Raw genomic sequence first — 25,430 nt, forward strand, 5'->3', positions numbered from 1 at the left:
ATTACCATTGCAGGCAATAAACAAAAGATTTTATCACATATACCAAGTCGAGAAAGCTCATTTTATGCCAGAAGAAAACGTAATAAATCAGAACGACTCCCTTGATCAAGGTGCATACGAGATTATTCGGAAGCGGCTTCTTACACAAAAAGAAGAGCTTACTATCAAACTCCAACAACTAAATAATGCCCGCAAGGAAATATTTAATGCGACAAGTTTTATACTCAGGGCCAATCAACGGATCACCACAGAAAATAACTGTGTTGCTCGTGGTATTTTAGCCCTGGACAAGCTATGTATATTTGGTTATAATGTCCATTTTGGGTTACGCACCGAAATTAAACTCGAAGATGTTTTCAGTGTATATACATTCGAAAACAATCAGTTTATCCCACAATCACTCGATCTGATCAATGATCCTAATTTCATTGGCGATTACCAAAATTTATACAAATACTATCGCGACTCGATCTTTTCCAAGTTTCGACGTACGGAAAACTATCTTTATATGATCTTTCAGACCAGCAAAAATCCTGCTGACCTGAAGGCATTCAAGTGGTTGATTAAAGACGGAAAGCTCCAATATCAGGACGACCGCAGCATCCATGAAGTCAAATTACCCAACCAATTTGAATTTGAATGGACAAAAACAACCTTGGAAGACCGTCGCCTCGGAAAACACCCACACATATCCATTAAGGACAAGATCTTTATAGAAGCGATCAATGGCGATATTACTTTCAAAATTGAAAATAACACCGATACAGGGAAAGGAATCTTCTCCGAAAAAGTTTCAAACGCCGACCAACAATTGGATGATGCGGATTACTACTATGCAGACCTTGACAATTTGATTGCCGTTCGCATCAAACCGTATCAAGAAGATTTCCGTGCATTTGTCTTTAATCAACGGACAAAAGAAGTGGTGAATCTTAAATCCCTTAATGAATCAGCCATTTTACTACCCGATAATCAAGGAATCATTTTTTCTAACGGATACTACCTGCAGAATGGCACCCATAAAATCTTTGACGTCCAGTTTGACCGGGTTAGTTTCCTTAGACGCATCGCATCACCAAACGGTGAAGACTTCCTCTATATCTTTTGTCAGGAGGAAACGAATACCTACATCTTACTGTCTTATAACATCATTCAGCAGCATGTCGAAACGCCGATCATCTGCAATGGATTCACACTTTTTAAAGACGGTAGTTTAATTTACTTCCATACAGAGGCCGAAGCAACAAGGCATCATCAGGTTCAGATCTGGGAAACCCCTTACATGGCCGTGCTCAAAGAAAATGAGTTAAAAAAAGACGACCCGCTTTATAAGGTTGGTAATAAACAGATCGTACAGGCCATGGCCGAAGCACAAGAAGTCATACAGCTCATCAACAAAGAAGATAGTTATGAAGGCCTTTACGAGGATATACTCAAAAAATCGACTGTCCTTCTTGACTCTTATTTTTGGATAAAGGATGAAGCCTTGTCCAACCTTGGTCAGCCATTAGCTCAGATCAAGGAGGTCGCTAATACGGCAATTGACGAATTTGTTAAGGTCCAAGCCCAACGTAAATACGCTACAGAGCTCAATAGCACTGCCGAGAAGAAAATGGAAGAGCTTACCTTTTCCATCAATAGTACTGTAGTCGAAAAGCTTGACCAACTTGTTCATCAACTGGCAGATTCACGACGTTTACAGGGCGAAATCATTGACCTCAAAAATGTCAGATATATTGATATAGTCCGTATCGATGCTTTACTCGAGAAGCTGCAGTCAATCACCACCGAACTTGCCGAAAAGACAATTGCTTTCTTGCTCCGCGACGAGGCTTTACAACCCTATGAGCAGAAAGTGGAGCAGCAGAAAAACAATGTTGCTGCAATTGTCAAAGTCTATGACGCCAAAGCGATTGAGGAAGCCAATTCGGCTATATCGAGTGAATTGGAGCTGTTGATCGATATTCTAAACAGTTTAAAAATTGACGACTCCACCCAAACCACCAAAATCATCGAGAAGATAGCCGTTATTTTCTCGTCCTTGAATGAGGTCCGGGCGCAGCTTACACGTAAACTCAATTCATTAAAAAGTACGGAAGCCATTGCAGAATTTTCCGCCCAACTTACGCTACTGGAACAGTCTGTCACAAATTATCTTGAACTCTCTACGACAACTGAAAAAGTAGACGAGTATTATACCAAGGTCATTGTTCAACTGGAAGAACTCGAAAGTAAGTTTTCAGAATTTGAGGACTTCGCCCTGAAAATAGCAGATAAACGCGATGAGATCATCAAAGCATTTAATTCCCGCAGAGAGCAAATCGTTGAACAGATCAACAAACGTAGCTCTTCACTCGAGCAAATTGGACTTCGCGTATTAAAGAATATCGAAAACAAATCAAAGACATTTGCAACGCGTGAGGAAATCCTAAGTTTCTTTGCTTCAGATTTGATGATTGACAAAATCAGACAGCTTGTGCAAGAGCTGAAAACGCTCAGTGATGTTTCAAAAGCCGAAAATCTTGAAAACCTGCTCAAAAAATCTCAGGAGGATGCATTACGCATTTTACGTGACAAGAATGATCTTTTTGTAGATGGAGAGAACATTATTGCGCTTGGCAAGCATAAATTTGCCGTCAATAGTCAGTCACTCAGTTTAACACTCGTACGCAAAAATGACGAACTATTCTTCCATCTTACCGGAACGAGCTTCTATCAAAAAGTCAAAGGATCCGAGATCGAAAACTTTAGCGATATTTGGGATCAGGAACTGATTTCCGAAAACAAGGACGTATACCGGGCTGAATATCTCGCCTATAAAACATTCCTTGCTTCCAAAGGACAGTTAGATTTTGATGCCAACCTGTTTATCAATCAGACTGTCGAGCAAAGTTATTCGGAAGGTTATGTCAAAGGAGTGCATAACTTTGATGCCTTGGTAATCTATGATACCATCAAGCAGCTAGATAGCAAACTTGATCTTTTACGTTACGATGCTCATTTGCGTGCTATGGCACAATTGTTTTGGCATTCACTTGCGCAAGACGAGCAGGAAAAACAGACAGCGTTGATTCAATCTACACATTCGGTATTAAAAGCATTTCCAAATTCCACACGCTACCAATCTGTCGTGGACGAACTCACAAAATTATTCATCAATTGGGACACCCATTTGGATCGTTCGACATTTCATGCGGAGGACGTCGCGAGCTATCTCTTCCAGACTTTCACAAGCTACAGCAAGTTTGTCGTCAGTGAGCAATCGGATGAACTTAAAAAGGCTTTCATCAGGCTATTGGAAAACAAGAAGAGTTTTAAACTCTTTGAAGCAGATATTCAGCATACACAATTTAGTCTCGTAGACCGCTTCTATTTGACCTTAAATTGGCTAAATTCTTTTATCGACGAGAACGACGATTACCAGGCTTTCCAAAAGTACGTGGAGGAAACTGCAGTCACGCTTCTTTATCCGAAGGATGAATACCAATTGATCATCGCCAAAGACAATGCACTCATCCAGGGATTAAAGGGAAATCACGTGATCTTGAACAATGGAGAAGAGCAAATTCAATACCATCAATTTCTGCGTAGATTGAAGACTTTTGCAGAATGGAATGTTCCTCGTTTTCAAGAATTCGCTTCTTTGAAGGAGCAGCTTGGAAAAACATACGCCAAGGAGCTGAAAATCGGAGAATTTGAACCAAAAGTCCTAACATCTTTTGTCCGAAATAAGTTGATCAACGAAGTTTACTTCCCATTGATCGGAAATAATTTGGCCAAACAGCTGGGGGCAGCTGGCGACAATAAACGTACCGCCAGGATGGGTATGCTTCTCCTCATTTCTCCGCCAGGTTACGGAAAGACAACATTAATGGAATACCTCGCGAAAACCATGGGATTACATTTTGTAAAAATCAACGGACCTACAATAGGGCATTCCATTACTTCAATAGATCCTGTGGAAGCGAAAACCTCTGGTGAACGTGAGGAACTTAAGAAGATCAATCTTGCTTTCGAAATGGCCGATAATGTGATGCTTTACCTCGATGATATCCAACATTTGAATCCCGAATTCCTTCAGAAATTCATTTCATTGGCTGATGGGCAACGTAAGATCGACGGTATTTTTGAAGGTGAGAGTAAAACATACGATTTGCGTGGGAAAAGATTCTGCATCGTAATGGCAGGAAACCCTTACACCGAAAGTGGGTCCAAATTTCAGATTCCAGATATGTTGGCCAACCGTGCGGATGTATACAATCTTGGGGATGTGATCGGTGATACCGAAGCACTTTTCAATCTCAGCTTAATTGAAAATGCGGCAATTGAAAACAGCTACCTTGAAAAAATAGCAAGCAAATCTTTCAACGATTTCTATGCTTTAGTGAACTATGCACAATCGGTTGTAGATCAACTTCCCGATTTAGAAGGCAATTACCTGAAGCAAGATATCGATGATTTTATCACAGTATTAAAACATGTATTAAAGATCAGAAACGTTGTCATCAAGGTCAATCAAAATTATATTCAAAGTGCGGCCATGCAGGACAATTACCGAACAGAACCGCCGTTCAAACTGCAAGGGTCTTATCGGAATATGAGTAAGCTCGTCGCCCAAGTTGTGCCGATGATGAACGAACAGGAAATCGATCAAGTTCTCCTCGCACATTATGAAAGTGAGTCACAAACCCTTACTGCCGATACGGAAAGTAATCTTTTAAAATTGAAAGAACTTGCTGGATTAATCAATACAGTGGAACAAGAACGGTGGGAACACATCAAAGAAATATTCCGCAAGAACAATAAACATGGTGGACTTGCCAAAGATGATAAGGTCTTTGCACAAATGCAGGACTTTAACGAAAACCTGGAGGGCATCATACAAGCTATCCGTGCTTATAGGAATTAATATTCGTCCTGATTATTCCAGCTGACGTAATTGGAAGCGTCAGCTGGAATAATCATTACCCTAAACAAAGACATAACTTTTCACTGCTAAGAATAGCGGAATGGCTACCCATTTACCGTCCCTGAAGACACCGTAAATATGCCAAAGTCATCGATCAGCATACGTTCCTTAACAACTCCATTGTACGCCATCAGACGATCTAATTCTTTCTGCGAACGACGACGCATCACCCAGTCCTTTTTCTGATGACTGTTTAACACGTAAGCAATCATCTTTAACTGTGGATGCCATGGCTGTCCAGTATAAACCAAATGACTGCTTGATTCGCAAATCGAAATTGCGCCTTTTACAGCCCTACTTGCCATTTCATTGTCACCAAAAAGTTCAAAAATACCTGAGATAATAACAATATTAGGCTCGAATTCCAGTTTGGAATAGGTAGCTGGATCAAAACAATCGTAATTGGTAAATCGTATCCCCTGCAATCCATTTCTACGGATAATCCTCTCTCCCACCTCAATATTGGACAACAGGAATTCATTAATCACGATTTCGGCTTCGGGATATTTCGCTTTGATATCAAATAAGTAATTGCCGGTGCCACCTGCAATATCCAATATCTTCACGGTCTTTCCAGCAGCTTTGACCTTCGCGATATTCTCTTCCAATAACTGTAATAAGTGCTGTTTTCGAATGCGAATTCCTTTCCATCCAATCGCCTCCAGATAACCTCGGTCGAGGATACGACCGAACCGATTTTTACCCTGCGATTCATTGCGATAGACGTAGTCCAGCGATATCCCCGAATCAAATCCAAACTGCAGGCCTAAATTCATTCCTTTACTTAAGGAACCTATTTTGCCCAATGCCCATTTCTGGACAGCATAGTTCAATTTTTCACCTGCAGGAAGTAATTTATGGTATAATTGTTCATACTCTTTCACCGAAAAATCATCGGGTTCGAGCGTCAGTTCAGGACTTTGTCGGGCATAGGCTTTGTCGATAAAATTTCGCAGATAGTGATAAACTTTCTGCCGATTTGTTTCAAATAGAATCCCGTGGTAGAAATTACGTAAAGTGATAAAAGTCTTCAACTTTGAAGCTATTGTCACAAAGAATTTTTTCTGCACCGAATTTTTGACCACATAATCTTTTTCAGCAGAAAGGACAATTACTGGGATATCAATCGCCGCTGCGTCTTCAACGATACGCTCGCCGGCTTTTAATAGATCAACCAACAAAGCGCCATTGATAGATTTGGAAATCAACGGATCAGCATCGTAAGCCTTCTGCTGATCGATATCGTGAGTCAACACCTTGGATTTGACGTAACTCTGGATAATCAGATCTTTTTTTAGCTTTGTTCCCAAAGCAATCATCCGATTGGCTAGGGGCACATATAATTTAATTTCAAATGCAGGTGCCAACAATGCAATACCTGCGACTTTAGGCGCAAAATCGTGTACCCACGCACTGACAACAACCCCCGCAATACTATTGGCGATAACGAAGATGTCTTTCGAATCAACCAAATATTCACGGCCTATATAATGAAAGAAACTATCCAAATCACGCACATAATCCATAAAGATCGGTGAAACTGGTTCTTTCGTATAACCATGTCCGCGCAAATCAAATGCAAAGATGGAGTGATCGGCAAACTGTGGATCCGTAGCCATCTCCTGCAGACGTTCCGAATGCTCATGCCCCCGGTGCAGTACGACCAATGCCCGCTGTCCGGCCTGATAATTCCAAACGCGATATAATAACTCTCCTTGATCAAAACTCTTGAAGTAACCTGATTTCATGTATAATTTTTACGTACTAATATCAAATAGTATATTTCATAACAAAGATCATGCAAAGGACCGTCTAGCTATTTCTCTCGACCAGCACCTCCATCAACTCAAGTGCATGTCTATGCAATACAAAATGCTTATTATGAGATTTAACCCGATCTATAGCATCCGTTAAATCTAAAGATAATATTTTTTGTGACAATAGAACAGCAAAAATCATACTCCTGCTGTAACCCATTGTACAATGTATAATCATATTTTCACCTCGCTTCAATTGTTGATAACTGATTACGAGCGCTGCCAATATCCTTTCGGCATCCGACAATTTAATTGCTGCTATATCCAACAATGGAAACGAATGATAGTTTTTCTCTAAATGTAGAATAGGTATTTCTTCCAATTCAGCAGCCAGATCAAAAACAACCAGATGCTTATTCAGACCAAGCACACGGAGATCTCCTGCAGTCATCCTCGGCCCCACATAACAACCTGGTAAAATTTCAAATAAAGGCGGATTATTGCTGCGTCTGACAAAACGCCACAGTAACCAATATATGCATTGATATGGACAATAAAACCATTTTTTAAATCTAGGTATCCAACCTTTTTCATTTTTTAAAAACCTTGGATTATTAATAACATAATTCCTTCCTACCGCAATGCAGACCAGGGATGGCCAACACAGAAGATATAATCCAAAAGCATGAGCTCCGCCCCACAATGCCAGTAACAATAAACTCCAGCCAATGGCATAGTAAACGTTACCAATTCTTTGGTTTCTACGACAAATCTCCGTTTCGAGGTCTAATTTCGTCTTTTCGTATAAATTTGCCTTTTCGGTACCAGCCAAAAAGGGAAAATTCCCAGCCTTTAACATAGATAATGCACTGTCATGAAGCAGTCCCGATGGAGATGGGAATAGAACGAATCCCATATGAACCAAAATCAATGCGGTCAGCACATCCACCAGATGGTGCTGATAAACGGTGAGTGTAGCAATGCCCATGAGTAGTAGCCAAATTCCCACTACCCAGCGTTTCCAGCCTTTTAGCTGCTTACCGAGCACCGACCAAAACAGACATGCATAGGCCACATGCAACGAAGGTGCTTGATTAAATGGGGAATCGTACTTCCCTAAAAAGGCGAAGAAAAATTCAAAAACTGAATGCTCAACGCTAGGCCTATCAAAAGAAAATCGCAAGGGAAAAATAAAAAAACAACAAATAGAGAAGATGGTAATGAAACTGAAACGCTTCGTATAGACCCAAAGCTCTTCTCGACTTCGACAACAGAAAGGAACCACAGCGAAGAACAAACCACTGCTCATGTAGGGGATAATCATCCAAGAAACGAACGGCATAAAGTGTTCAAAAGGAAACACAAACGAAGATACAGTAGTCTGATTTGCAGCATGGACCGCAGCAGCAGAATAAGTCACCTGGAAAAATAGCGCACAATAAAGGAAAACAGCAAATTGCAGTCCCCCATTTTTCAGTCGTTTTTCATCCATTTGGCCTTCCTCGACATAATTTTATTCAATACGATATTTGGAAGTAGTCCCAGCGATGCCATTAACCACTTCATACGCTTCGGAAACACTACTTGCTTCTTCTTCTGTTCGATAGCTGCCATTATACGCTGTGCCGCATCGCCTACGGGGATTAAAAATGGCTTTTTAGACAAATCTTGCTTATTGAGCGCTCTCAGTTTATCCGTATCAACATAGCCCGGGGCGATAACAGTAACCGCAATTCCATACGGCTGGAGTGCCCTCCGATATGCATCAGCCACTTGGATTGCAGCACGCTTGGTCTTACTATATAGGCTTGAATTGGGAAAATGAAGCGTTCCCGATACCGATGCGACGATTGCAATCTGTCCTTCCGACTGACCCTGCATAACCATTCTTGCCGCTTCGAAACAATTTATCGTACCCATCATATTCACCTGTAGCATGGCAACCGCCTCCTGATAACTTATCTGTTGAGCAACGTCATCTGCGTAACTCCCGGTACAATTGATAAAGAGGTCCAAAGATGAATGTGCACAAAATGTGCTGACCGCATCCTGCAGACTGTTTAATTGACATACGTCTACTTCAAAACTTTTAAGGCTATGCGTCCAGGAATATGCTGACATTTTCGGCAGATCACGTCCACATACCGCTACCTCTGCTCCTTGATCAAGATAACGCTTGGCCAAAGCAAGGCCTATTCCACTTGTACCACCGGCAATAAATACTTTCATCCAATTACTTCTTAAACGAATTTAAAGTCACCTGATAACCATAACTCCATTGCGCTTCCATCGCTTCAGCAAATTCTTCCAGATCTCTCGGGAAAGAAAGCGTAACTTCAAATTTACGCCAATCAATTCCTTTTTTACAGTATTTCCCAGCTAATTGTTTCGCGGCATCCTGTGTATCTATCCAATGTGCATACGGAAAATGTTGTTCCAAATCTGCTAACCGTTTATTTCCACTAAAGCCCAATACTGCCCGTACCAACGCTTCTTCTTGTGGTTTGTAAGGTTGTTTTCGCTCACATATAATGTTTTCAGCAAGCACATTTGCTAGCTCCATTGGAACGAGATCAATTGCTCCACCAGCGTAATGAGTATTATTGGAACATACAGGTTCAATATAAAACATATCGGACATTGAAATACGGGCCGCCTGTAGCACAGAAAATTCAGCGCTCAAACGAACTTCTTCAGCCACTGCACTGTGCACATAATTCTCATCCGCAATGCCTATTGCCTCAACAGGCACATTGGCCAATACATCCTTAGTTCCCATCAGCATTTTTTGATAGAGTTTCCGATCTCCACGCCGCTGCCCTACTTCAGACGGGCTGAACAGCATTTTAGCGCCGACCACCAGTGCCGGTATTGCTGCCGAGAATGGTCTATCCAAGGTAGGCAATAGTAAGGAAAGATCCTGTTCCATATCTACGAGATAGCGACTAAAGACATCCTCGATAAAGGGCGCCCGTTTTTTGTTCAGCTGTTTTTTCAAAACATACACGCCCAGCTTCCCCAAACGACGCTGTTCAGTGAGCCGATGATGCAAGAAAAACCGATAAAGTTCTTCAGATTGTAGATAGCACTTGCGGGCTTCATGTGTAGCAAAGGCCTGTATAACAGCGACTGCCATTGAACCTCCGCAGCTCGCTATAAGCAGATCTGGTTTTAAGCCCAGCTCATCTAACGCAGCGTACATGCCCAGATATAGACTGAACCGCGTTCCACCCCCTGAAAATAAAACAGCACGTTGATAAGCCATCACATTGAAATTTTAATTAACCTTCTCTCTACTACATTCATCCAATCCTATTAGTTTCCCAACAACAGGATAATCAAAGCATAAAACAGTGGTGCATTGAAGATCAGACTATCGATACGGTCCAATAAGCCACCATGCCCGGGAATCAATGATCCAGTATCTTTCACTCCTGCCTTTCTTTTCAGATAGGAAAAAAGAACATCTCCCCAGAATCCCAAAATACCGAAGAACAAACCGAACAACGAAAAGTATAGAAAATTCTGAAAAGGCAGTAGGAAATACCCCAATAAATTACTCAGTATAATTGTTAAGCCGATACCGCCCACACATCCAGCAATTGTCTTATTTGGGCTAATACGCGGAACGATTTTACGTTTGCCGAAAAACTTGCCCATCAGGTATTGAAAGACGTCATTCAGCTCCGTTAGCACAACAATGTAACCAATTAATTTTAATCCCACCATTACGTTGTTATCCATTTTTATGGATCGGATAAAAGCTAAATGGCTAAAGGCAAGCAAACAAGCTACTGCTCCAAAAAACAGTCCAAATACGGCTCCCTTCTTAACCTTTAAACCATAGTTGAAAAATAAAGCAGTCCCCAAACACATGAAGCTGGCCAACACTAAATATTCTTGATAGGAACAAAAGTAAAGGAGCAACGCTTGCAACATTGCCATGGAAAGAAATACGAATGGATTCGCCTTCCATTCAGGGATAAACATACGCGCAAACTCGCACATCCCTTGAAAGGTTATCCAGGCAACAAACAAAGGTGATAATGTTGGTGGGACGAAGGCAACCGCCAGCACCAAGACAATGTATCCCCAACTTCTAACGCGAACAGGAACATCTGCGAATTTGCCATTGGCATCAGCCATGCGCCAAAGCCTTTCTCAATCGAGTTACCGAACTCAAAAGTAAGAGTAAGCACAAAACGCCAAAAATATAGCCCGAAAAAGCAACGATAGAAATATGCAATAATGCTAAAATTCCATATACGCCCAACAGCAAAGCACGATCACTTTTGCCCATCGGCCCATCGTAACGACGATCATTGGCAATTACCTTCCCTATCAATCCACAAAATTCATTCACAACACTCAAGACAATAAAAGCGACGATTGTATACACGCTTTCCGGATGAAACTTCAACAAAGGAAAAAATAGCACGACATCCGAAACAATATCTCCGACTTCGTTCAAAACCTCTCCGGTCTTGCTGGTCTGATTAAAAAGCCTCGCCATCATACCATCTAAGGCATTCAAGGCCATGCGTAATAACAATCCGATTGGCAGGACCAAAAAGAAAATCGGGAAACGATCAGCATACCAAAAAAACAAAGCAATGATCAACGAGAATACGATTGATCCAATTGTAATTTGATTGGCCGTTATCTTCCTGTGATGCAAAAAATTCAAGATCGGCATCAGCAACTGCTGAAATTTTGGTTTCAATTTATAAACAGAAATCATATAGCGTTAGCTGTAACTTATTTTTTATTTTTTTTAAAAAAAGTTTGCATAGTGTAATAAATACACTATATTTGTGTCATCATAATTTAGGTTTATAATTGGTTATTTAAGGTTTTCATTCTCCCCGTTTGGAAACCTTTTTTTTTGCCCTAAATTATGGATTACCATCTTCCGCCTGCGCCACCGCCACCAGAAGATCCGCCACCAAAACTACCACCACCGCCACTACTACTCGATCCTCCGCCAGAGCTACTCGATGTTGAGCGCACTTTAACTGGAGTTGAATGTTCACCATGGGATACCCGATGGCCACAGTTCTTGCATAAGTCAAAGCGTTCTTCCAATCCCTGCGAACTATACGTTGCTGCACGTATCGTCTTGGTACGCCCGGTCTCAAAAGTTCTGTAATGACATGCAGGACAATCAATGAACCCAACATTTTCATCCCAGGGAACCAGCTTTGTTTCATTGGTCGTCTGATCTATCCATATTTCGTACGAACGGCTACCGATTTTTTCCTCCAAAAGCTGCCCCTTATCCAGGTATGCACTTTCTCGAGTAGACACATCATCCTTATTCATGCGCAACCAACGTCCAGATTGATCTGGAGGAGCCAATCGAAGTTGATTCTTCCGAATGCGTTTATTTAATCCAATGAGATCAAATAGCGCCAGTGGACTAAGCAATAGCGGAAATAAGCCCCAGACACGAAATTTGCGCAAAGCTTTTTGTATATTTTCTTCGTCCTGATAAGAATTGACAATCTGCGTACGACTTGCATTATACTTCATCGCCAAGGTAATACTACCAAAAACACCAATAAAATAAGGTAAATTTTTCCACTGATAGACCTCCTCAAAATTATTGAGGGCAAATGCACAGATAAACACCGAGATAAACATTACTATCCCCATACAGCCGCATCCGCTGACTAAAGGCGGGAAATATTTACTTTTTTTGGTCAACTTCCCTTTGATCGCTCGGGTCACCTCACCCAACCAGATATAACAGATTGCAAACAAACCTAAAACCAACAGTGAATTTCGCAGGATTGGACTTTTAAAGCTCCAGACAGGTGTTGCCTCTGGCATTAAGCGTTCCAGCTCGGCTTTACTATCCGGTGAGGTGAGAATGGTCTTTATAAATTCTGAAGCCTCCATAACACCCCGGTCGTAATCCTCATTCCTAAAATTAGGTACGAGATATTTTTCGCCAATGCGCTTTAAATAAGCGTCGGGCAAAATACTTTCCATACCATACCCAGTGATAAAACGGTATTCATGGCGGTCTTTAGCAATAAACAACAAAAGCCCATTGTTACTTTCCTTCTTACCGATCCCCCAGGCATTGAATAATTTTAAAGCAAATTCGAAATCACTGTCGCCAACATAATCGTTCACAACAACGATGGCAAATTCACTTTTTGTAGTAGCCTCAATCTGCGTTGATAAACCATCTAATTCCGCCACTGTACCCGAAGATAGAATCCCATCGGGATTGGACACAAAATAATCCTGCCCCTTTATTTTTGGACTGGGCAAATTGTCTACTGTATAAGCAATTGATTGTCCAAAAGACGGTAACCCAGATAGGCAGCTTACCAACAGGATTGAGCAAAGTATATAAAATCGGTGTAATCTCCACATAATTTTAGAACAACAAAAATTTGGTTCATTGTCACGATATTAAGAAAAAAAAATCAAACAAAGGTTTCCGTCAAAAAAAAGCCCATAATCAACCGATTATGGGCCTGTATAATTCAATATTCGTTTGAGCTATTACTATACATCCTTACGATTACTTCATATCATCACTTTGTTGAGCTACCGTGACAGTACACGATCGTGTTTATGTTGTTTATAAAAAAGCAATGCTTAGAAAGCCAAGAGTATTAACTAAAGATGTATGACAATAGGAAACTTTTCCATTCGCTGTCAATGACCAAGCCAATGTAAAATCCAGACGCCAATCAATCCAACAACAGAAACGAGCGTTTCCATCACCGTCCATGAGCGAAACGTATCCTTCATGCTCACTCCAAAATAAGATTTAAACATCCAAAACCCAGGATCGTTGACGTGTGAGAACATAAGACTACCCGCCCCCGTCGCTAGCACCATTAATTCAGGAGTAACCTTTCCTGCCTGCACAATGGGAAGCATAATGCCCGCTGCCGTGAGCCCAGCAACACTAGCCGAACCGATAACTAGGCGAATGACACCGGCTATTAACCATGCAAGCACAAGAGGCGACAAGCTCAGGTCTGCGGTTAGGTCAGCGATGTAGTTCGCTACACCACTGTCTACCAAAATTTGCTTAAAGGCGCCTGATGCTGCAATGATAAAAAGGATCATCATTATCCCGCGGATTGCTTCTTCCACACTTTCTGATTGCTCCCGCAAACTTTTACCTTGGCGGATACCCATTGTGTACATCGCCATTAGCGATGCAATCATTAAAGCCACAACCGGGTCACCCAAGAAATGTAGTGCCTTCAGCCAAGAGGAGCCTTCTGGAAATATTAGATGTGAAAATGAACCAAAAGCAATTAAAATTATTGGAAAAAGCCCCGTAAATATGCTAATTGCAAATCCGGGAAGCTCTTTCCTATCCGCTTGATTGTGTTCAGGAAAAAACTCGGTCGGTGGGTTGGTCGGAATATGCTTAAGCATCCTTCCAAAGAGCGGTCCACCGATAATGATGGCAGGAATTGCCACAATAATCCCATAGACCATTGTTAAACCGATATCCGCTTTGTAGGTAAGCGCTATGGCCGTAGCTCCCGGATGTGGTGGCAAATAACCATGTGTCACGGACAGCGCTGCCAGCAACGGAATGGCTATGTAAAGCAAAGGCATTTTATTGGAAACACATACCATGAAAACGAATGGTACTAAGACGATAAAACCGACATTGTAAAATAAGGGAATTCCTACTAAAAAGCCCGTGAGAACCATTGCCCAAGGTAAGTTCTTTTTGCCAAATACAGCCGTTAGTACCGTTGTAATCTTTTCTGCAGCACCACCCTCCGCCATCAATTTTCCCAGTAAAGACCCGAAAGCCAACAATAGTGCCAACTGGCCCATAGTGGTACTCACTCCGTTTTCAACAGATTTAAGGATGTCGACGGCACTCATATTCATAGCAAAACCGACCGCAACAGAGGTTATCAGTAATGAAAAGATCGTGTTTAACCTGACGACGGTAACTAAAAGAAGTAGTAAAGCTACTCCCAAAATAACGATGATTAGAGGCATAATAATTTATATTTACTTAAAACTCACCTTCCAATATATGGTACAGGCGTTCAAATTTCCGGAAGTTTTTCATATATACAGCGTGATTCTCCGCACTCGGTTTATAATAATGCTCGGTCTCTTGCGCTCCTTCCGCTTGTTTGTTTTTTATAGTAGGCTCACATCCCTGAATACCCAAGGCTTCCAAGCCTATCAATGCTGCTCCCCATGCAGAGCTTTCTACTGTATTTTTGGTGAATACAGGTTTATTGAAAATGTCTGCAAGCATCTGCACGAACAACGATGACCGCGCCAAGCCGCCGCTTGCAAAGATCGTATGAATGGGACCGGTGTTCTCCTCTAACGCGATTCCTACACTGTAAATTGCAAACAACATCCCTTCCATCATGGCACGTGCAAAGTGCGCCCTGCCATGATGCAACTGTATTCCAAAATAAACACCTTTAGCATTGGAATTCCAATGTGGTGCCCGTTCACCAGTTAAATAGGGCAAGAATATCAAGCCCTCTGCCCCCGGAACGACGGAGCCGATCAAAGCATCTAACGACGCCGAAAGATCTCCATCTGCTTCCATTTGGGTATATTCGTTCAAAAAGTTGTCTCGAAACCAGTTGCGTAATACACCGCCATTATTAACCGCACCACCAATTATATATTCATTTGATCTCAGTAGGTAGGTAAATAGTCTTTGTTTTTTTTCTTGATTTGCCTGCGAGCTTGCTACGCGAATAGCTCCACTGGTACCTACAGTTACCGAAGCCACTCCAGGACGTATAGCTCCTACTCCGAGATTAGCCAAACAACCATCGCTACCACCTATAACAAAAGGGGTATCTTCAGGGATATGCATCAAGGCCGCAATTTCTCGGCTAGGCATATTTAAAATATAATTGACCGGAACTGGAGATGCTAGCTGTTCTTCCGATATGCCCGCCAAGCTTAACGCCTGATCAGACCATCTTAGGTGATGTATGTCGAAAAGCCCTGTTGCAGATGCAATGGAATGATCGACCACATACACGCCAAAGAGCCGGTAAAAAAGAAATTCTTTGATACCGATAAACTTGTACGATTGAGCAAATAATTTTTGATCATTGGCCCCTATCCACATTAATTTGCAAAGCAAAGACATGGGATGTATTGGTGTACCCGTCTGCTGATAAAGCAACCTGCCCGCCTCACTTGCCTCCAAGGCAACCGCAATATGCTCACTTCTGCGATCTGCCCATATAATGCAATTGCTAAGTGGCTGTCCTGCCGAGTCAACAGCGATCAGTCCGTGCATAGCACTGCTCACCGAAATACATACAGGTTTCGGTATCTCCCCACTAGATTGCCTTAAGCTAATCATGACATGCATAATAGAATCAATACATGCGCCATAAACAATCTCCGGATCTTGCTCATACCACCCTTCCAACGGGTTTATTATAGGATAAGGTATACTATGCTGGGATAAGATGTTACCTGCGTGGTCAAATGCAACAGCTTTCGCAGATGATGTCCCAATGTCTAATCCAATGATCATAAATAAAATTGATGTTTAGGAAAGTTCAATATACGGAATATCTGTTAGCTTACAACAAAAGGCTCAATACCAGCAAAGTAATTGGAGCGAGAAAATCGCCGCATACCGATCTACTGATAATTGTCTTTCGTAGTATCAACATAAATGGTAAATTTCAACTTAGAAAAATGGTATTAAACGATGAGTATAGACAAAAAGAATAACTACGATTTTGGAATAGTTGGACTCGGCGTAATGGTATTGATCGGGAAGGTGTCTTTCACACACTTTGGGATTAAGGAAAAAAAGCTTGAAGGCTCGATTAATATTCTTTTAAAACACAAAAAAGCGGCTTTTATATCAAAAAGCCGCTTTTTATAACTGAGCCCCTATCGGGTTTTACACGACGTTTATCTAGATGCTAACGTTCAATATCTTTCAAGCTACTCATCTTCTTGTATTCCAAGAAACCTTTAATATCTTCAAAATGCTCCCGTACACGTTTATTTCCGAATTCAAAGACTTTCTCTGCCAAACCATCCAAAAAGTCACGGTCGTGCGAAACAAGGATCAATGTACCATCGAAATCTTTTAAAGCATCTTTGATAATGTCCTTTGTCTTCATATCCAAATGGTTTGTGGGCTCATCAAGAATCAATACATTGACCGGTTCCAACAACAATTTTATCATCGCCAAACGCGTTCTCTCCCCTCCAGATAATACTTTCACCTTTTTAGTTGTATCATCGCCGCTAAACATGAAAGCCCCCAAAAGATCTTTCATTTTAACACGTACATCGCCTACTGCGATTTGATCAATGGTATCAAAAACAGTCATTTCACCATCAAGTAAGGCTGCCTGATTCTGTGCGAAATAGCCAATTTTTGCATTGTGGCCAACTTTTAACGTACCTTCGAAATCGATCTCACCCATAATTGCTTTGATCATGGTAGATTTACCCTCACCGTTCTTTCCGACAAAAGCAACCTTTTCACCACGTTCGATAACCATATTTGCTTTTTGAAACACAACATGTTCATCATAAGCTTTGGTTAGATCCTCAACAATAACAGGATATTGACCCGAACGCGGAGATGGTGGGAACTTAAGACGCAATGCGGAAGTATCCACTTCGTCAATCTCGATGATTTCCAATTTCTCCAACATCTTTACACGTGATTGTACCTGCAATGTTTTAGAATAGGTTCCTCTGAAACGATCAATAAACTCCTGATTGTCCGCAATAAAGCGTTGTTGCTCTTCATATGCTTTTAGCTGATGCTGGCGACGCTCCTGACGTAATTCCAGGTAATGACTATACTTGGCACGATAATCATAAATCCGTCCCATCGTCACCTCAATGGTCCTATTGGTGATATTGTCGACAAATGCCCTATCGTGCGAAATAACGATAACTGCTTTAGCCGAATTGACCAAGAAATCTTCCAGCCATTGAATACTCTCGATATCCATGTGGTTGGTTGGCTCATCCAATAAAATCAAATCCGGCTTCTTCAATAATATTTTAGCTAATTCGATACGCATCCGCCAACCACCCGAAAACTCAGAAGTCTGTCTTGTAAAATCAGAACGCTCAAAACCGAGTCCCTTCAAGACCTTTTCAACTTCTGCATCATAATTAACTTCCTCAATTGAATAGAACTTTTCGCTTAATTCGGATACACGTTCGATCAATTGCATATAATCATCAGACTCATAGTCTGTACGGATATTTAATTGCTCATTCAGGTTTTCCAACTCATCACGCATACCATAGACTTCTTCGAAAGCCTTTGACGTTTCCTCAAAAACAGTCACGTTATCCTCTGTTAGCAAATGTTGCGGTAAATAGGCTATAATGGCATCTTTCGGACCAGCAACATTACCTGTAGTAGGTTTACCCACTCCAGCGATAATTTTCAATAAAGTCGATTTACCGGCGCCATTTTTACCCATCAATGCGATCTTATCATTCTCATTGATGGAGAAGGATACATCTGAAAAAAGAGTTGTTCCCCCAAAGGAAACAGAAATATTATTTACGTCAATCACTGTATATACACTTAATTTTGGCACAAAGATAAGCGAATCAATCTTATAAATAGACAATGGTGCATTTTTGTGTATCTTTGCCCCATGCGTTTTGATATTATTACGGTCTTACCTGACCTCTTGGAAAGTCCATTTGCACACTCTATTTTGCAACGAGCAAAGAACAAAGGCTTGGCTGAAATATATGTCCATAATTTAAGAGACTATTCAACAAATAAACACAAAAGTGTCGATGATTATCCGTACGGGGGCGGATCGGGCATGGTCCTTCAAATAGAACCCTTTGCCAAGTGTATTGAGGAATTGCAGTCTGAACGGGAATACGATGAGATCATTTACATGACTCCCGATGGTGAAACATTCAATCAGGATATTGCGAACGGATTATCGACAAAAGGAAATATGATGATTCTCTGTGGGCATTACAAGGGAATAGATCAACGTATCCGTGATATTTATGTAACAAAGGAGATATCTGTAGGTGATTATGTATTGTCTGGAGGTGAACTTCCAGCGGCGATTGTTACAGATGCTGTGATCCGTCTGATTCCCGGAGTTTTGTCGGATGAAACATCCGCGCTTTCAGATTCTTTTCAGGATGGATTACTTGATGCACCTATCTATACACGCCCTGCAGACTGGAAAGGCCACAAAGTGCCTGATATTCTCCTTAGTGGTCATGAGGCAAAAATCGCTGCATGGAAAGATGAACAACAGTTAAAAAGAACACAAGAAAGACGTCCTGATTTATTAAATGATTAAGAAATAAGGTGAATTTTTGTTTTTTTGTCACAAAAAGTTTGCTTATTTATTTTTTTTTATAAATTTGTGTAATAATGACACGAAGATATACAAATACAAATTGGTGGTGGCCTGAAGCAATAAGCATCGGGAACTAATTGGTATTGTCATAATATTTCATAATCAACCAAAACCATTTATGGAAATTCCAACCCCGATGCTGACCAGTATCGGGGTTTTTTTATACATAATTTACAAAAAGAAGATAAGACACAAAAAATGAAGTATACATTCAAAACACAAACCAGAAAGTTGCTTGCGGATACAACTACCCCCGTGAGCATCTATCTTCGTCTAAGAGATATCTTTCCAAACTCCTTGTTACTGGAAAGCTCCGACTACCATAGTCGCGACAACAACATAAGTTATATCTGTTGTCAACCAATAGCTGGAATCCAGCTCGATGAGGAAGAGCTGACGCTCACTTATCCGGGTAGAGAACGTATCGCAAAAAGTGCACACGAAATCGAATTACGTCAAGAAGTTTCCGATTTTAGAAATTCGTTCGAAGATCATACAATTGCTGAACTTAACTTGATCTCCAATGGCCTATTTGGTTACTTCACCTTCGATTGTATTGAACACTTTGAGGACATCAAACTCACAACAACGGTAGATCCAGCACGGAAAATACCGTTTATGCAATATCATGTTTACAAATATGTCATTGCCATCGACCACTTCCGTAATCAACTCTATATTTTTGAACATCTGCTGGACGACGAAGAATCAGAACTTGAAAGAATGCAGTTCCTTATTCAGAACAAAAACTTCCCTGAATATACCTTCAAACTAGCTGGTGAGGAAAGCTCCAATCGTACCGATGAAGAACACCGTCAGCTGGTCAAGAAGATGAAAGAGCATATCCAACGTGGCGATGTATTCCAGATTGTTCCATCCAGAGGCTTTAAGACACCATTCTCTGGTGATGAATTCAATGTCTATCGTGCACTCCGCTCCATCAACCCATCACCTTATCTTTTCTATTTTGACTACGGTGACTTTAAACTTTTCGGATCTTCGCCTGAGGCTCAACTGCGTATTCACGGAAAACAAGCGACGATTTTCCCTATTGCAGGAACATTTAAACGGACAGGCAACATGGAAGAAGATCAAAAAATAGCCACCAAACTCAAAGAAGATCCAAAAGAGACTTCAGAACATGTTATGCTCGTAGATCTTGCCCGCAATGACTTAAGTAGACATTGTACCCAAGTTAAAGTTGAGTCCTACATGGAACCACAATATTACTCCCATATTATCCACTTGGTCTCTAAAGTAACGGGCACATTAAAAGATAATATCAATCCATTTGACATCGTAGGCGATACGTATCCAGCGGGTACACTTTCAGGTGCTCCAAAACATATGGCGTTGACACTGATTGATCGTTACGAAGGATTACAACGCTCATTTTATTCTGGTGCAATTGGATTCATGGGTTTTAACGGCGACTTTAATCATGCCATTATGATTCGTTCCTTCCTAAGTAAACAAAACACCCTACACTATCAGGCCGGCGGTGGTATTGTACTAGATTCAGATCCTGAAATGGAGCTACAAGAAGTAAATAACAAAATTGCTGCTCTACGAAAAGCATTACAATTAGCAGAAACATTATGATCAGACCATTGGAATACTGTGTCAACAAGCAACATATCCATGATTCGGTAGACACTATTGACAACCGCATCGTTGAGCTATTGGCATTACGAAAAACCTATATCGGTAAAGGTAAGGCCTTCAAGGATGAGCAAAACGAAGAGCAGCATATTATTCGGAACCTGGGCAGTAATTATGGAGTGCTGGCAAAAAGATTTAATTTGCCAACCGAATTTATTCAATCTATATTTCAGGAAATTGAAAATTATATTAATCAAGATTTTATAGTAAAAGGTTATGAGCAACAATAAAATAGTCGTTATAGACAACTACGATTCGTTCACTTACAACTTGGTCCATTTGTTACAGGAATTAGATCAAGAGTATGTTGTATGGAGAAATGATAAATTCAAACTGGAAGATATTGATGCTTTCGATAAAATACTTCTTTCGCCCGGACCAGGCATTCCGGAAGAAGCTGGATTATTGCTTGATGTTATCCGTACCTACGCTCCACATAAAAGTATATTGGGCATTTGTTTGGGCCAACAGGCGATCGCAGAGGTTTTTGGTGGTACGCTATTCAATATGGAAAAACCTTTGCATGGCGTAGCAACAAATATTACCGTTGTTGATGAGTCAGAAAAATTGTTTCGCGACTTCCCAAAAGATTCCAAAATAGGACGCTATCATTCTTGGGCCGTAAACAAAGACACCTTACCGGCTAGCCTCAAGGTAACGGCGATCGACGAGAATGGCATCATTATGGCCTTAACCCATACTGAATACGATGTAAGGGGAATGCAGTTCCACCCAGAGTCGGTATTGACCACAAATGGTAAGAAAATAATTGAAAACTGGTTGGGAATCTAACATCTAGAAAAATGACTATACTTGATAAAATCATTGAACGAAAAAAAATAGAAGTAGAACAAGCAAAAGCTTTAGTTCCTTTGGAGGAATTATTAAACTATCCCTATTTCAATGTGGCTTGTCTATCGTTGAGAGAATCTATTCTTGATCCTGAAAAAACAGGAATTATAGCTGAATACAAAAGAGCATCGCCATCAAAAGGAGACATCAATAGCACTTCAGCAGTGGAAGATGTTGTAAAGGCATACGAGGAGGCAGGTGCTTCAGCGGTGTCTGTTCTGACGGATGGGGAATTTTTCAAAGGCAATTTAGAAGATCTATCGAAAGCACGTAAGGCTATTAGCATTCCTATCTTAAGAAAAGAATTCATCGTCGATAAGTATCAGATCGCCGAAGCAAAAGCGTATGGCGCAGACATCATTCTTTTAATTGCAGCATGTCTGAAAAAGGAGGAAGTTCAGGAATTTGCAGCCTATGCACATCAATTGGGTTTAAATGTCTTACTTGAGGTGCATAACGAACAGGAACTGTTGGATAATCTTTTTGATGACATTGACGCAATCGGTGTTAATAATAGAAATCTGAAAGATTTTTCAGTCGACATTCAGCATTCCTATGATCTCCTAGACAAAATACCAACAGAATATATTAAAGTATCTGAGAGCGGCATAGCTGATCCTTCGACAATTAAAGCCTTAAAAAAAGCTGGATTCCAAGGTTTTCTAATTGGTGAAAATTTCATGAAGACAGCCGATCCTGGACAAGCCATCAAAGACTTTGTAAAAGAAATATAGGGAAATCGAACCCTGACAGCAGGACGGCTATCCTCTCCTTTAATTATCGATTTGGCGGGCTTAGCGATTTGAACAGTCAACGTTCGACAGGGTCTGAAGAGATCAAAAATAGGCTTTAAACTCGTGACAGTGAGTTAACTTTATACTAATGCCAAATTTTGTACCTTTGTAAAAAATTATCGAAGATGTCGGTCAAGATTGGTGAAAATATTGATTTGGGTAAATTCCCTTTGTTATTAGCTCCGATGGAGGATGTAAGTGATCCTCCGTTTCGCTATGTGTGCAAACAGAATGGTGTTGATTTAATGTATACTGAATTTATTTCTTCGGAAGGGTTAATTCGGGATGCTGCAAAGTCAATTCAAAAATTGGATATTTTTGAGTATGAACGTCCTATTGGCATTCAGATCTTCGGTGGAGATATTGAAAGTATGCGTCAATCTGCTGAAATCTGCACAAAAGCAGGACCTAATTTAATCGACATCAATTACGGCTGCCCAGTTAAAAAAGTAGTCTGTAAAGGAGCTGGTTCATCCCTGCTACAGGACATCGATAAAATGGTTGCAATGACAAAAGCTGTCGTTGAGGCTACGGATTTACCCGTAACGGTGAAAACACGTCTTGGTTGGGATGACAACACAAAAAATGTATACGAAGTTGCTGAAAGACTACAAGATGTGGGGATCAAAGCACTGGCTATTCATGGACGTACGCGCGCACAATTGTATAAGGGTCAGGCGGACTGGTCCATGATTCGGGATATCAAACGTAATCCGCGTATCAAAATCCCAATTTTTGGCAATGGCGATGTAGACTCTGTCGAAAAAGCTGCGGCATGGCGCCAGGAGTTTGAAGTGGATGGCATTATGATTGGCCGTGCAGCAATCGGATACCCTTGGATCTTTAGAGAAATCAAACATTTTTTCAATACTGGCGAACGTTTAGAAGGACCTACCATTGCTGAACGTGTCGAGGTTTGCCGAACACATCTCAACAAATCCATCGAATGGAAAGGTGACAAATTGGGTATTTTTGAAATGCGTAGGCATTATGCGAATTACTTCAAAGGAATCCCCAACTTTAAAGAACACCGCATGAAATTAGTCAGCTTACAAAGCCAGGCAGAGATTCTTGAGGTACTTTATGAAATTGAACACAATTTCTCCGCAGAAATGGTATAATACTGAAGTCTACAATTTATAAAGAAAAAGGTCGTGCTAAGTTAACATTAGCACGACCTTTTTTCTTTTAAGCATCTTTCTTGATAAATCGCTTGAGCTGATTTCGTTCCATCAAAAATACACCTCCCAGGTAAGCGATTAAAAGTCCATTACCAATAAAAACATTATGATGAAATACAAAGTAAGAAAGGTAGGAGAAACATATTCCCGCAAATATATACATCAGGATCTTTCCCAATTTATAAGGTATAGGGTAATGTTTTTGCCCCCATACATAAGATAGCACAACCATAGCAAAGTAGGCTAAAAATGTGACTATTGATGCTCCCACATAGCTGTATCTCGGAATCAGATAATAATTTGCCACGATGGTTATTCCTGCGCCTACCAATGAAATATACAAAGCGTACCGCGTTTGATCAGAAAGCTTATACCATACCGAAAGATTCATATAAATCCCCAGCAGCACATAATTGAACAGCAACAAAGGAACAATGAAAAGTCCAGACCAATATAAGTCACGTGTTTCCACATTTCCTTTAATAAAATACTTCAGCCAGTCAATATTCGCTGTAATCCCCAACATAACTAACATCATGGCAATGACGAAATATTCCATAATTAACGCATAGGTCTTTTTCGCATTTGCATTTTTTGCATAAGAAAAGAAAAATGGCTCTGCCCCCAATCGAAAAGCCTGAACAAAAATACTCAGAAACATCGCCAATTTTCCAACGGCTCCATAGATCCCCAAATCGCGATCACCAATATCCTTAGGCAGGTAGATTGGCAATACAATTTTATCTAAATTTTCGTTGATGATATAAGAAATATTGGCTATTAAAATCGGAAAGCTATAGGATAGCATCTTTAAGATTAGCTGCTTTTCGGGTTTAAAATAAAAACCTCTCATTTCAGGCAGAAGAAATAGAAAGGTCGCTGCACTTGCCACAATATTGGAAATAAATACATAACCTATCCATTCATTTCTGTACCAACCGGAACACCAAGAGCCCAATGCACCTCCATCTTTTATCAAATAGGGAACCAGAGCAATAAAGAATAGGTTAAGAACAACCATAATACCGATATTGGCCAATTTAATAGCACCAAATCGGATAGGCCTTCCCTCCGATCTCAATTTCGCAAAAGGAACAATAGCTAAAGCATCCAATGCCAATATGAGGGCAAAATACTTCACATAGCTCTCGTAATCGGCATTGTAAGTTCCCTTATTCAACCAACCACCAATAGTGCCAGCAAAGACAATGGCCGTTATAAAAAATAATGTTGCCAGAGTGGCAATGACGATAAAACTATTATTGAAAACCTGCTTCTTATCCTTTTCTTCGACTTTTTGGAGAAACCTAAAAAAAGTAGTTTCCATACCAAATGCCAAAACGGCATTGATCATGGACGCCCAGGCGTACATATTGGTAAATATTCCGTAGGACGCAGGTGGATATTTGAGGACATAGAGTGGCGTCATAACGAAATACAGCATACGTGCTATAATCGTACTCAGGCCATAAATCATGGTCTGTCCAGCGAATTTTTTAAGTACTGACAAGGTGAAAAGACTTAAGATTGAACTCTTTTAACTACTTCAAAATTGGAAAAGCCCTTCATTTCGCCTTCCTTTACTTCAACACTTTCAACAATTGCACCCTCGGGCCCTTCTTGGCAGAACTCCAACAGTGAATCTAGTGCAAACTCGTCGCCCTCGCCCTCAATATAGACAGAACCATCTTTTAAATTGACAACAAAGCCCCTAACACCAACTTGATCTGCAACCGCCTTGGTTGTCAATCTAAAAAAGACTCCCTGTACTTTACCTATTATTGAAATATTCAAATGTTTCATCTGTAACTTATTTTTTCTTCCATCGGTCAGAT

At 40.7% G+C, this 25,430-nt stretch carries 20 protein-coding genes; 8 read left to right on the forward strand and 12 right to left on the reverse strand.

The features are described from left to right. The first annotated feature begins 64 nt into the window (after positions 1–64). The gene (locus B2O97_RS11135) at positions 65–4,909 is read left to right on the forward strand and encodes a DNA repair ATPase (RefSeq protein WP_286767397.1); all 4,845 of its coding nucleotides are present in this window, start codon (positions 65–67) and stop codon (positions 4,907–4,909) included. A gap of 104 nt (positions 4,910–5,013) precedes the next feature. On the opposite strand, the gene B2O97_RS11140 is transcribed toward B2O97_RS11135, so the two are convergent. From B2O97_RS11140 to B2O97_RS11180, 9 genes are all read right to left on the reverse strand, one after another. Next, the gene (locus B2O97_RS11140; protein WP_070561591.1) at positions 5,014–6,717 is read right to left on the reverse strand and encodes a bifunctional alpha/beta hydrolase/class I SAM-dependent methyltransferase; all 1,704 of its coding nucleotides are present in this window, start codon (positions 6,715–6,717) and stop codon (positions 5,014–5,016) included. A gap of 64 nt (positions 6,718–6,781) precedes the next feature. Further along, on the reverse strand, positions 6,782–8,218 hold the full coding sequence (locus tag B2O97_RS11145; protein WP_286709456.1) for a phosphatase PAP2 family protein: 1,437 nt from the start codon (positions 8,216–8,218) through the stop codon (positions 6,782–6,784). Next, positions 8,200–8,955, reverse strand: coding sequence for an SDR family NAD(P)-dependent oxidoreductase (locus B2O97_RS11150; protein WP_115047003.1), 756 nt, complete (start codon positions 8,953–8,955; stop codon positions 8,200–8,202). Before B2O97_RS11150 ends, B2O97_RS11145 begins: the two co-directional genes overlap by 19 nt. 4 nt (positions 8,956–8,959) lie before the next feature. Beyond that, on the reverse strand, positions 8,960–9,991 hold the full coding sequence (locus B2O97_RS11155) for a patatin-like phospholipase family protein (RefSeq protein ID WP_286767398.1): 1,032 nt from the start codon (positions 9,989–9,991) through the stop codon (positions 8,960–8,962). A 50-nt stretch (positions 9,992–10,041) separates the two neighbouring features. After that, entirely contained in the window at positions 10,042–10,872 is an 831-nt protein-coding gene (locus tag B2O97_RS11160; RefSeq protein WP_286767399.1) for a phosphatidate cytidylyltransferase, read from the reverse strand. Then, on the reverse strand, positions 10,865–11,449 hold the full coding sequence (locus B2O97_RS11165) for a CDP-alcohol phosphatidyltransferase family protein (RefSeq protein WP_286767400.1): 585 nt from the start codon (positions 11,447–11,449) through the stop codon (positions 10,865–10,867). Before B2O97_RS11165 ends, B2O97_RS11160 begins: the two co-directional genes overlap by 8 nt. A gap of 179 nt (positions 11,450–11,628) precedes the next feature. Next, positions 11,629–13,113, reverse strand: a complete 1,485-nt coding sequence (locus B2O97_RS11170; RefSeq protein ID WP_286767401.1) for a TPM domain-containing protein — start codon at positions 13,111–13,113, stop codon at positions 11,629–11,631. A gap of 288 nt (positions 13,114–13,401) precedes the next feature. After that, positions 13,402–14,724, reverse strand: coding sequence for a gluconate:H+ symporter (locus B2O97_RS11175; RefSeq protein ID WP_286767402.1), 1,323 nt, complete (start codon positions 14,722–14,724; stop codon positions 13,402–13,404). A gap of 16 nt (positions 14,725–14,740) precedes the next feature. After that, entirely contained in the window at positions 14,741–16,252 is a 1,512-nt protein-coding gene (locus tag B2O97_RS11180) for a gluconokinase (protein ID WP_286767403.1), read from the reverse strand. Positions 16,253–16,432: 180 nt separating this feature from the next. Between B2O97_RS11180 and B2O97_RS11185 the strand changes: the two genes are divergently transcribed. Beyond that, positions 16,433–16,612 carry a hypothetical protein gene (locus B2O97_RS11185; protein ID WP_070561606.1) on the forward strand — a complete coding sequence of 60 codons (180 nt, stop codon included), beginning with the start codon at positions 16,433–16,435 and terminating at the stop codon, positions 16,610–16,612. A gap of 40 nt (positions 16,613–16,652) precedes the next feature. On the opposite strand, the gene B2O97_RS11190 is transcribed toward B2O97_RS11185, so the two are convergent. Then, the gene (locus B2O97_RS11190) at positions 16,653–18,284 is read right to left on the reverse strand and encodes an ABC-F family ATP-binding cassette domain-containing protein (protein ID WP_046674822.1); all 1,632 of its coding nucleotides are present in this window, start codon (positions 18,282–18,284) and stop codon (positions 16,653–16,655) included. A gap of 84 nt (positions 18,285–18,368) precedes the next feature. On the opposite strand from B2O97_RS11190, the gene trmD reads away from it, so the two are divergent. The 6 genes from trmD (at position 18,369) to dusB (ending at position 23,535) form a co-directional block, all read left to right on the forward strand. After that, complete coding sequence (gene trmD, locus B2O97_RS11195; protein WP_070561607.1) at positions 18,369–19,046, forward strand: tRNA (guanosine(37)-N1)-methyltransferase TrmD; 678 nt, start codon at positions 18,369–18,371, stop codon at positions 19,044–19,046. Positions 19,047–19,304: 258 nt separating this feature from the next. Further along, entirely contained in the window at positions 19,305–20,708 is a 1,404-nt protein-coding gene (locus B2O97_RS11200) for an anthranilate synthase component I family protein (protein WP_070561608.1), read from the forward strand. Next, a complete protein-coding gene (locus B2O97_RS11205; protein ID WP_070561610.1) occupies positions 20,705–20,998 on the forward strand; it encodes a chorismate mutase in 294 nt (97 codons plus the stop codon). The genes B2O97_RS11200 and B2O97_RS11205 overlap by 4 nt, the downstream gene beginning before the upstream one ends. Then, the gene (locus B2O97_RS11210) at positions 20,985–21,560 is read left to right on the forward strand and encodes an anthranilate synthase component II (protein ID WP_112373957.1); all 576 of its coding nucleotides are present in this window, start codon (positions 20,985–20,987) and stop codon (positions 21,558–21,560) included. Before B2O97_RS11205 ends, B2O97_RS11210 begins: the two co-directional genes overlap by 14 nt. An 11-nt stretch (positions 21,561–21,571) precedes the next feature. Further along, on the forward strand, positions 21,572–22,354 hold the full coding sequence (trpC, locus tag B2O97_RS11215) for an indole-3-glycerol phosphate synthase TrpC (RefSeq protein WP_112373958.1): 783 nt from the start codon (positions 21,572–21,574) through the stop codon (positions 22,352–22,354). Between the two features lie 185 nt (positions 22,355–22,539). Next, complete coding sequence (gene dusB / locus B2O97_RS11220) at positions 22,540–23,535, forward strand: tRNA dihydrouridine synthase DusB (protein ID WP_070561616.1); 996 nt, start codon at positions 22,540–22,542, stop codon at positions 23,533–23,535. A gap of 67 nt (positions 23,536–23,602) precedes the next feature. On the opposite strand, the gene B2O97_RS11225 is transcribed toward dusB, so the two are convergent. After that, positions 23,603–25,072, reverse strand: a complete 1,470-nt coding sequence (locus B2O97_RS11225; RefSeq protein WP_286754847.1) for a lipopolysaccharide biosynthesis protein — start codon at positions 25,070–25,072, stop codon at positions 23,603–23,605. 44 nt (positions 25,073–25,116) lie between these two features. After that, on the reverse strand, positions 25,117–25,398 hold the full coding sequence (locus B2O97_RS11230; RefSeq protein WP_112373959.1) for an acylphosphatase: 282 nt from the start codon (positions 25,396–25,398) through the stop codon (positions 25,117–25,119). Between the last annotated feature and the right edge of the window lie 32 nt (positions 25,399–25,430).

The organism is Sphingobacterium sp. UBA865, from assembly GCF_002295765.1.
Lineage (GTDB): Bacteria > Bacteroidota > Bacteroidia > Sphingobacteriales > Sphingobacteriaceae > Sphingobacterium > Sphingobacterium multivorum.